This window comes from Bacillota bacterium (assembly GCA_040754675.1).
Taxonomy (GTDB): domain Bacteria; phylum Bacillota; class Limnochordia; order Limnochordales; family Geochordaceae; genus Geochorda.
Genome location: JBFMCJ010000116.1, coordinates 1 through 9,733, shown reverse-complemented (window position 1 = coordinate 9,733; position 9,733 = coordinate 1). Strand labels below are relative to the sequence as shown.

General features: G+C 69.6%; 7 protein-coding genes and 1 tRNA gene. 4 read left to right on the top strand and 4 right to left on the bottom strand.

Going from position 1 to position 9,733, the window contains the following annotated elements; translation table 11 throughout:
* A partial coding sequence (locus tag AB1609_08660) for a DUF92 domain-containing protein (protein ID MEW6046539.1) occupies nt 1-329 on the top strand: 329 nt, incomplete at its 5' end.
* On the opposite strand, the gene AB1609_08655 is transcribed toward AB1609_08660, so the two are convergent.
* The 4 genes from AB1609_08655 to AB1609_08640 form a co-directional block, all read right to left on the bottom strand.
* Nucleotides 326-2,362 (bottom strand): DNA translocase FtsK, encoded by a 2,037-nt coding sequence (locus AB1609_08655; protein ID MEW6046538.1) that lies wholly within the window; start codon nt 2,360-2,362, stop codon nt 326-328. The two genes, AB1609_08660 and AB1609_08655, sit on opposite strands and share 4 nt — an antisense overlap.
* Nucleotides 2,359-4,398: an AAA family ATPase gene (locus AB1609_08650; protein MEW6046537.1), complete on the bottom strand. Its 2,040-nt coding sequence runs from the start codon at nt 4,396-4,398 to the stop codon at nt 2,359-2,361. The genes AB1609_08655 and AB1609_08650 overlap by 4 nt, the downstream gene beginning before the upstream one ends.
* Nucleotides 4,399-4,401: 3 nt before the next feature.
* The gene (locus AB1609_08645; protein MEW6046536.1) at nt 4,402-5,193 is read right to left on the bottom strand and encodes a hypothetical protein; all 792 of its coding nucleotides are present in this window, start codon (nt 5,191-5,193) and stop codon (nt 4,402-4,404) included.
* 563 nt (nt 5,194-5,756) lie between these two features.
* Nucleotides 5,757-5,832 (bottom strand) — tRNA-Glu (locus tag AB1609_08640).
* 85 nt (nt 5,833-5,917) lie between these two features.
* Here AB1609_08640 and speE point away from each other — a divergent pair.
* The 3 genes from speE to AB1609_08625 all read left to right on the top strand — a co-directional run.
* Nucleotides 5,918-6,790, top strand: coding sequence for a polyamine aminopropyltransferase (gene speE / locus AB1609_08635; protein ID MEW6046535.1), 873 nt, complete (start codon nt 5,918-5,920; stop codon nt 6,788-6,790).
* A gap of 107 nt (nt 6,791-6,897) precedes the next feature.
* Nucleotides 6,898-8,487, top strand: a complete 1,590-nt coding sequence (locus AB1609_08630; protein ID MEW6046534.1) for an FAD-binding oxidoreductase — start codon at nt 6,898-6,900, stop codon at nt 8,485-8,487.
* An 18-nt stretch (nt 8,488-8,505) separates the two neighbouring features.
* Nucleotides 8,506-9,733: glycerol-3-phosphate dehydrogenase/oxidase (locus AB1609_08625; GenBank protein MEW6046533.1), on the top strand; the 1,228-nt coding region annotated here is incomplete at its 3' end.

Genomic DNA, 9,733 nt, shown 5'->3' with positions numbered 1-9,733 from the left:
GCGGGGGGGGGGCCGGCGCGGCGGTGATGGCGGCCGCCGCACGGGCGGTGCTGGGGCCAGGAGCGGTCGCGGCGGGCGCCCTTCGTGGCGCAGTCGTTGGGCTGTTCCTCGATAGCCTGCTCGGGGCCACCCTGCAGGCTCGCTATCGGTGCGAGAGCTGTGGCACCTACGTGGAGGTGCCGCGGCGCCACCGGTCCCGCTGCCCGGGGCCAATCGTGCATGAGGGCGGGCTTGCATGGCTGGACAACGACGGGGTCAACGCGGCGGCGGGCCTGGCCGGAGGGCTGGTGGCTGCCCTTACGGCCGGCCTGATAGGCACGGTCGGTTAACGGGACGGGCTTGGCTTTAGCAGCTGGCGTACCTGCGCGAGGTTCACGTACGGTGCCTGGAGCCTCACCAGGGCAGGAGTTTCGAGGCGTGCCAGCATATCGCCGGGCGCCGTCAGCGTCTGGGCACCCGGCGCATCCAGCACCACCTCGGAACTCTTGCGGTCGCCCACTTTGAGCGCCACACGAGCCGTGAAGTTGTTCTTGATCTGTCCGGAGATGACCGTGCTGTCGGGACGCTGCGTGGCCAGGATCAGGTGGATGGCGGCAGCACGACCCTTGCGGGCGATCTCGCCCACGGCCTTCTCGAACGTTTCGCGGTCGCGTCTGGATCCCGAAACCAGGTCGGCGAACTCGTCGACAATGCAGACGAGGTGCGGCATCACGTCCGGCGAGGCGCGCCGGGCGGAGCCAAGCCACTCCTCGCGGCTCTGAACGCCGGCGTCGTGCAGGCGCCGGTACCTCCCGTTCATCTCCTCGATGACCCCCTCCAGGGTCCCGAGCACCTGATCCGGCTCGGTCACGGGCGGGTAGAACAGGTAAGGGGAATCCTGCAGGGTGCCGAACGTCACCTGTTTGGGGTCGATGAGGACGAATTGGACCTCGCCGGGCGAGTACCGGGCCGCCAGCGCGGCCACCAGGGCCAGGAGCAGGGTGCTCTTGCCGCTTCCTGTGCCGCCGGCCACTAGGAGGTGCACCGTGGCGGGATCGCCCAGGTCGAGCATCCGAACACAGCTGCCGATTCCGACGCCAAGCGGTAGCCGCAGCCGGCCTGGATGCGGGTCGGGTTCGACCTTTGACAGGAGACGTCCCAGGGGCACGGCGATCGGCCTGGGCCTGGCCACGTCCACGGCGATGGCGTTCGGTTCGGCGTTCACCATCGGCTCAACGGGGAGGCCAAGACGCACCTTGAGGTCCTCCGCGTGCAACCTGATGCGCCGGATGGTGGTCTCGGACCTGGGCTCCAGCAGGTACCTGACGACAGAAGGCCCGCTCTGAACGCCCGTGACGCTCACACTGCACCGGAACTCGCCCAGAACCCGCTCGAGGGCGGCCCGATCCACGGGCAGCTCACAAGAGCCTGTCCATTCGCCGCTCACAGCCGGGGCCGGGCTGCCGCTGGCCGCCGCCTCGCCGGGGCCGGTCGGGGCCAGCGCCGAGGGTCGGGCCCTCGCCCCTCCCGCATCCACCGCAAACACGTCCGGGCAGGGCGGGTGGTAAGGACAGCGCTCGCACAGGCCCGGCAGGCGGGTCGGGGGCGGAGGCGGCGACGGCGAGCGCCACCTGGCCCACCGGCTCAGTTCCGCAAGAAACGGATGGAGCTTTTCCTGAAGCGTCTGCGCCACCGCTGCACCATCGAAGCGGCGTTCCACGAGGGAGGGGGAAAGGTAGACCAGCACAGGCTCTGCCGCAATCCCCCGGCCCTCGAGAAGCCACTGGTACAGCGCCACCTGGAACAGGTCAAGAGGTTCGTCCGGCGGCGGGTACGTCTTGAAGTCCACCACCAACTGCCGGCCCCTCGCGTCCCGCACCAGCAGGTCGGCGGCCCCCGTCACTTTCAGCTGCAAGCCGGCGCCGGGCCGCACCACCCTCTCCAGGGGGACCTCCGAGGCGATCAGGCCGGCGCGGACGCACTCGGCCAGCCCACGCTGGGTGCCCGCGTGGCGGTGAGCCTGAAGCGCTTGACCCACGAAGCGGACGGCGGCGGCCAGCATCTCCCACAGCCCAACGGCATCCTGTTGGGTGGCATGCGAAGCGTACTCGTCGAGCCACGGTTCATACCACCGAACCACCGCGGCATCCAGGCATACCGCCTCGAACGCTTCCGGGCCCTCCTCGAACGCCGACGCCAGGGACGCAGGCGCGTCACGCAAGGAGGCGGCGAACCCGGCCACCATCTGGTGCAGCGTCCGGCCCAGCGGGAAGGAGCGGGGAGGCGTCCCCCGCGGGGAACCGCGAACCCGGGCGCGGCGCGACAGGACGAAGTAGCGGGGGCAGCCGAGTGCCGCGACCGCCTGGCTGACCGAGAGCGTCAAAGTGCGGGCGGCGGTGCCTCCCGCGCGGCCGGACGGACGCGCCAGACGAGCACCCTCCCTCCGTCCAGAGTGGGATAGACGCGTATCCGGTCGGGATCGGAGCGCGCCGCGGACTCCACACCCGCCGCATCCACCGAGAAGCCCCGGGTCCGAAGAACCTCGGCGGCCTGCGCTGCGGCCATCACGCGACGTTCCTTCAGCACTTCGCGCAGCATACGGGTTACGGGCGAAGCGGGATCGCCGGGAACGGCAGCAACCGTTGCGCCGGCGGCGCTCTCCATGAGCCGGCGGAGCGCTTCCAGCATCTGGTCAACAGCCGTGATGCGGCCCGGGCCGTCCTCGTCCACCAGGTGGGCGAGCACCTCGTCGGGTGCCAGAGCAGTCCCCAGCGACACCACATCCCCCGAGCTGGCATCGGCGAGAAGCGACCGGATGGCCTCGAAGTAAGCCAGCGACTCGGTGTCGCACGCCACAAAGGCGCCCAGACCCGAGGTGAGGTCCCGGAGGTGGTCGAGGCCGCGCTTCCAGGTCGGCGGCACCTCGAGCCGGTGGTCCCGCAGCACGATGGCCCGGTGCCAGCGGCCCTCCCGGACGCGCCGGAGGAGGGCCTCCATCTGAGCGGCGAAACTGCGGCCGTTTTCCGTGTCCACGACCGCCACGCCAACGCGGGCGGGGCGGCCGTCTCGCTCCAGTTCGGCGGTGAACAGCGCAGGCCGCCCCTGGACGGGGCCCGGCTCGGACGTCACGCCGTGAACGGTGAAACCACCCAGCACTCGCCCCGCCCGCTGGTAGGTCTCCAGGAGCAGGCGCAGCGTTCGGGCGAGTTCCGCCCCGTCGGGGGGCGTGGCCGGAGGGGACGCGAGGTACCGGCTGACGCGGCTTTGCAGGGCACGCCGGACGTCGGCGCGCGCCAGTTGGGTCCGGTCGACCCCCTTTTGCTCCAACGGATGAGCGGCCTTGATGAGCTCCGCCCGGCCGGCGCGGCGCATCTCCTGCAGCGCCTGCCTGCAGTGCTGGAGGACCAACCGCGGCCCCGCCTGCTTGCTCAAGCCGGCGACACTCTCGAAGAACTCGGGGGTGAACGGGTAACCGGGCCAGGGCGGGCGCTCCCCCTGATAGAGGCTCAGCATCCGCACGTGGCAAAGCTGCTGCATCTCCGCCGGGGAGAGCGGCTTGAGCGGGATGCGGTGGCGGGCGAGCCGGTCAATGGTGGACTGTGGCCACTGGGACGCGTGCTGGAAGTAGACGGATTCGAGGCAACTGATGACGAGCAGGAGGTTGGGAGCTTCGTCGTGGAGTTGCGCGAGGCTCCGCCCCAGTATCACGAACCCCGGCTCCGCCGCGGCGCCGGCCAAAGACTCCACCTGGTCGAAGGCCAGTACCACCGGGCCCCATTCGGCGAGCAAATGAGCCAGCGAGATGATGGCGTGGCGCGCCTCTTCCTCGCCGAACAGAGTGTGGGTGACCCCGAGCCGGTCCAGATCGGGTCTGTCCAGGTCGGACCCCGAAAGCCAGCTGCGCGCAAGCCTCCACAGCGAGCCGTCATGAAGCCGGCTGAGTCCCTCGATCACATCCGGGTCGATGCCCGGATAGCGCCGGAACAGGCGGTCCCTGTCGAGCCGGCCGATGGCCTCCAGCACCGCGGTAAGCTGTGTGGAACCGTCGCCGCCTGGCCCCGCCAGGCCCAGCGGGTAGTCGAGGCTCGCGACAATCTGGCGGAGCACGTGCCGGTGTACGGCGCCGGGGTCTGCGAAGGGCGTCACGTAGACGAACAGGGCTGGCTGGCGAAGCCGGGCCTTGATCCGCCCCAGAAGGTGCGTTTTACCGGAACCGGGCTGGCCAAGCAGCAGAGCGGACCGGGTGCGGCGGTCCTGGCGCACCTTCTCGATTAGCTCAAGGATCTGGGAGGATGCGTCCGCGTGGATGGCCTGGACATCGAGCTCATTGAGGGGCTCCCATGGCGAGTTGACGCTGTCAAACTCGAAGGGGTCAGGGCCCGTGAGAATCCGGTAGTCGAGGGAAGACACCGCGTCCATACCCTACATTCCCCACCGGATCCAGTGGTAGAGCTGACCGGATAACGGATCCTGGAGCGACCCATCCCGGTCGGCCGGGGACAGCACGGCGGGACGGTCGTGTGCCACCAGCACGATCTCCCGCTGCGCCGCGAGCTGCAGCACGAGCCGGTCGAAGTCCCGCCGCCCGACCCTTCCGGCCAGTGCCTGCCGCACCTGGGGAACGGGTACGAGCCCCAACCGGCGGTTGCGGCGGTCCAGCTCGTCGAGCGCGGTGAAGAGCCAATCCTTGAACCGGGTCATATCGGGGACCGGCGGCTCGGCATGCGCCGGAATGGGCGGCGATTCGGACCTGGATGCGTCCCGATTCACCTCGTAGGCCCGCTCCAGAGCGCCAAGGCGCCGTTCGAGCGCCTCCAGCCGCGTGATCCATTGCGCCAGCCGGCCCTCAAGGACTTCCACCCGCTGCTCCAGGACAGCTGCTGCACCTTTGCGGGCCCGGGCCTGTGCCTTGCGGCCGGGCTTCTCCTCGGCCAGGCGCTCTTGTGCGATTCTCCGGCCCTCATCTGTAAGCTCGTAGCGCGCCCTGCCGCGCCGCGACGGGGGCGGATGGCTTCTCAGCAGGCCCCGGCCCACGAGGTCCGCCGCCACCGCCTCTGCCGCCAGGCGCTCCCCCTGCGGGCGGCCCCGAAACGCCTCCGCAACGGTGAACGGCTTTTTGCGCGAAAGAGCGGCGATTAGCAGGGCGGTTTCGGTCCGGACGCGCTCGGCGGCCGTCAGGAGTTCTGGCTCTGAACCTCGGGTGCTGGTAGCCACGGACCCTCGCCCCCGGCGTTCCAGGGTGATCGGCGCCAGCGGGCTCGTTCATCCGGCACGGACGAGCAAAAAAGCGGTTCCACAGGCGCCCGCCGGGCTCCTTCTATACCAGGCCGACCTGGCGCACGGGCGTTGGCCCTGCAGCACGAAAGCCCCGGGCCAGCGCCAGGCCTGCCCCCGCACTGCTTACCACAGTGGCGTCCGTACCACCAGGCCTGGCACGGTGTGGAAATGCCCGGGGTTTTCGGTGACAACGGCATATCCATGGGCTAAAGCGGTGGCCGCGACGAGCAGGTCGTGGGCACCCATTGGTCTTCCAGCGGTAGCGAGCTCCACCGAGAGCCGAGCATACGCCCGGGCGGCGAGAAGGTCGAACCCGGCCCCTCCCCTCCCTGACGTGCACGCGCGTGTCCGGGTTCTCAGGCACGGAGGCGGTGTTGCTATCCTTCCACACAGCGCGGTCCCATGTCCCGTGGCAGCGGCGAGGTGGCTCGCAGGAACAGCTTGATGCCACCAGGTCGAAAGGCAGGGCACAGAAGGGCCGAAGGTAAAAACTTAGAACGTGGTACCCCCACCCGGATTCGAACCGGGGTCTCATGGCTGAGAACCATGTATCCTGGGCCGCTAGACGATGGGGGCACCCAAGCCGTCGCGCATTATAACATAGCCTTGGGGACGGTGCCAAGGGGAGCATCGCCGCGTTCCTTCCGAGGGGGTGACGCCGGTGGATCTGTGGTTCATCGAACGGGAGGACGACACCGTCCACATGCGCTTCCGGGTGCGGCAGGTTCTCCACCAGGAGCGCTCGGCGTACCAGGAGATCGTGGTCGCTGAGCTCGATGCCATGGGCCGGGCCTTGATCCTGGACGACGCCATCCAGGTTACGGAGCGCGACGCCTTCATCTACCACGAGATGCTGGTGCACGTGCCGCTGTGTGCCCACCCGGCTCCCCGGCGCGTCCTCATCATCGGCGGTGGGGATCTGGGTGCCGCCTTCGAGGTGGCGCGTCACGCCGAGGTGACCGAGATCGACCTGGTGGAACTCGACCAGCGGGTGGTGGAGGTGTCGGCCGAGCACTTTTCGTGGGCGCGGCAGGTCCTCCGGGACCCGCGCCTTCGCATCCGCTTCCAGGACGGTGCCCGTTTCGTCGGCCAACCCGGCCCGCCGTACGACGTCATCCTGGCCGACGCGCCCGACCCGGTGGGTCCTGCCGAGGTGCTGTTCGGCGAACCCTTCTACGAGGCGGTTCGGCGGCGGCTGCGGCCAGGCGGCGTGTTCGTAACTCAGTCGGGTTCCATGTGGTTTCAGCCTCATTTGTGGGGTCGCGTCGGTCGGACGCTTGCCCGGGTCTTCGGGCACGTTCACCTCTACCTGGCCAGCGTCCCGACCTACTCCATCGGGCCGTGGACGTTCACCGGAGCGTCGCTGGGGCCGGACCTGCGCATTCCCCAAGCGGCCCGGGCAGCGCGCCTCAAGACGCGCCATTACTCGCCCGAACTGCACCGGGCGGCCTTCTCGCTCCCGCCTTTCATCCGGGAGCGGCTCGAACGCGAAGCCCGCCCGGAGGCAGCCCCTGAGGCTTCGGCCGCCCACTGAGAGGCGGGGAGGCGGGTGCCAGGCCGGACGCCGCAGCCGAGCCGGTTTGTTGATTGTGACGCCGTTCTCTATAATGAGGGCGAGAACTCCAAAAACCGGGGAGCGCCATGCGAAGGTGGAACGGGTGGGGCGACACCGCCGTTGCGTACCCCTTGGGTCAGGGGGCGCGCCGCTTCCTGCAGGACAAGCTGGGGCCGGGGACTGCACCCCGGGACGCCGCCCTCGAAGAGGTCGTGCGCCGTGTCCCCCCCACCCGCCTTCCGCCGCACCCCCTCGTCGCCACCGACCCCGAGCAGCGCGTCCGCCACGCCTTAGGCCAGAGCTTCCCGGACTGGGTGGCGGCCCGAAGCGGCAACATCCCCGCTGTACCCGACGGGGTCGCCTTTCCCTCCACGAACGAGGAGATCCGCGAACTTCTCCGGTACGCCGCGGAGGCCGGCGCCTGGGTCATCCCTTACGGCGGCGGAACCAGCGTAGTGGGCCACCTGCGCGTCGAGGCGGAGGGCGCCCCGGTCCTCTGCGTGGACATGGAGCGCATGAGCGGCTTCATTCACCTGGACGAGGCCAGCAACCTCGCCACGTTCGGCGCCGGCGTCAAGGGTCCGCATCTGGAGGCGTTCCTGAGGGCGCGCGGGTTCACCCTGGGGCATTACCCCCAATCCTTCGAATACTCGACACTTGGCGGCTGGGTGGCGACCCGTTCCAAGGGGCACCAGGCCCTGGGCTACGGGAGCATGGAGGAACTCTTCACGGGCGGCCGCCTGGAGGCGCCTGCAGGCACGCTGCTTGTGCCGCCTTTCCCGGCTTCGGCGGCAGGACCTGACCTGAGGGCCTTGATTCTGGGGTCGGAGGGGCGCGCGGGGATCCTGACGGAGGCCACGGTGCGGGTGCGGCGGATTCCAGAGGCCGAGACCTTCTACGGCGTCTTCTTCCCGGCGCTGGATCAGGGGGTGGCCGCCGTTCGGGAGATCATGAACGCGCGCGTTCCGCTCAGCATGCTTCGGCTCAGCACCCCCGATGAAACGGTCACCAACCTGTCCCTCGCCGGAAACGAGGTGTTTGTCAGCCTGCTGGAGGGGCTGGTGGCGATGCGTGGGGCCGGACCGGGCAAGTGCATGCTCGTCCTCGGCGCCTCAGGCCCGCGGGCGCACGTCCGCTTCGCCGTGCGCGAGGCGCTTGCCATCGCCCGCCGCTACTACGGCGTGCCGGTGGGCCGCCGTTTCGGGCACGAATGGATCAAGCAGCGCTTCCGCACCCCGTACCTGCGCAACACCCTCTGGGAGCTTGGCTACGGGGTGGACACCCTTGAGACGGCCGCCTCCTGGAGCCGCATGCCGTCGCTTATCGGAGCCGTCGAACAGGCTCTCCGGCGTGCGCTGGAGCAATACGGCGAGCGGGTGTTCGTCTTCAGCCACCTGTCGCATCCTTACCTGACCGGCTCGAACCTGTACACGACCTTCCTCTTCCGGCTTTCCCCCGACCCGCAGGAGTCGCTGCACCGCTGGCAGTTGCTCAAGTCTGCCGCCAGCCGCGCCATCGTGGCCACCGGTGGCACCATCAGCCACCAGCACGGCGTGGGCCTTGACCACCGCCCGTACCTGCAGGCGGAGAAAGGAGCCCTGGGGCTTACGCTCATCGCTTCGCTGTGCCGCTCGCTCGACCCCGCCGGCATCATGAACCCCGGCAAGCTGGTCTGAAGTCTGGAGGCCGGCCCGATGGTGGAACAGCTGACCGCCCGCGACCGCGCCGCCGAAGCGCGTTACCGGCTGTGGCAGATGCTGGACCAGCCGTGGGACCTGGTCGTGATAGGCGGGGGCATCACGGGGGCCGGTGTTCTGCTGGAGGCGGCCCGCATGGGGTATCGGGCCGTCCTGCTCGAGCAGCGGGATTTTGCCTGGGGCACCTCCAGCCGTTCGGGCAAGCTTGTCCATGGCGGCCTGCGTTACCTTCGGCACGGGCAGGTGCGCCTCACCTGGCAGAGCGTGCGGGAGCGCGAGCGGTTGTTGCGTGAGGCCCCGGGCCTGGTGTTGCCCCTTGGCATCGTCTTCCCCGACTTCCGGGGGGCGCCGGTTTCGGGGAGGCTGCTCCGGCTCGGGCTCGTCATCTACGACGTGATGGCCATGCGGTGGGGCCACCGCAGGTGTTCGCCGCCGGAGCTTCAGGGGATCTTTCCCCACGTGCGCATCCGGGACCTCAAGGGCGGGCTGTGGTACCGGGACGCCGTCACGGACGACGCCCGGCTGGTGCTGCGGGTCATCCGTGAGGCTGAACGGCGCGGCGCCCTGGCCCTCAACTACGCTCGGGTCCACGAGCTTCGCCGAACCCATTCGGGCCGGGTGGAAGGCGTTGCGGTGCGGGACCTGCTGACCGGCCGGACCGCCGAGGTGAAAGCCCGGGTGGTTGTCAACGCGGCCGGCATCTGGGCGGATGAGGTCCGGGCCTGGCTCGGGCGGGCGCCCCGGCTCCGCCTCCTGCGAGGTAGCCACCTGGTCTTTCCGGCGTGGAGGCTTCCGGTCTCGCAGGGAATCAATCTGTTCCACCCGGTCGATGGGCGCCCGCTTTACGTGCTGCCCTGGGACGGCGTGACGCTGGTCGGCACCACCGACCTGGATTACGAGGGTGAGCTGGCCGCCGAGCCGGCCATCACCCCGGCCGAACTCGACTACCTGCTCACGGCCGCCAACTACCTGTTTCCCTCGTTGGGCCTCTCGGAGAAGGACGTGCTGGCCACCTTTTCCGGCGTGAGGGGCGTTGTGGGGACGGGGCGCAAAGACCCTTCCCGGGAATCCCGGGAGCACGCCATCTGGGCCGAGGGCATCATCACGGTGGCCGGCGGGAAGCTCACCACGTTTCGGATTCTCGCGCTGGATGCGCTGCGGCGGGCACTTGAGCAACTTGGGCCGCCGCGCTTGGACCGGCGGAGGGCTTCGCCGCCGGCGGGCA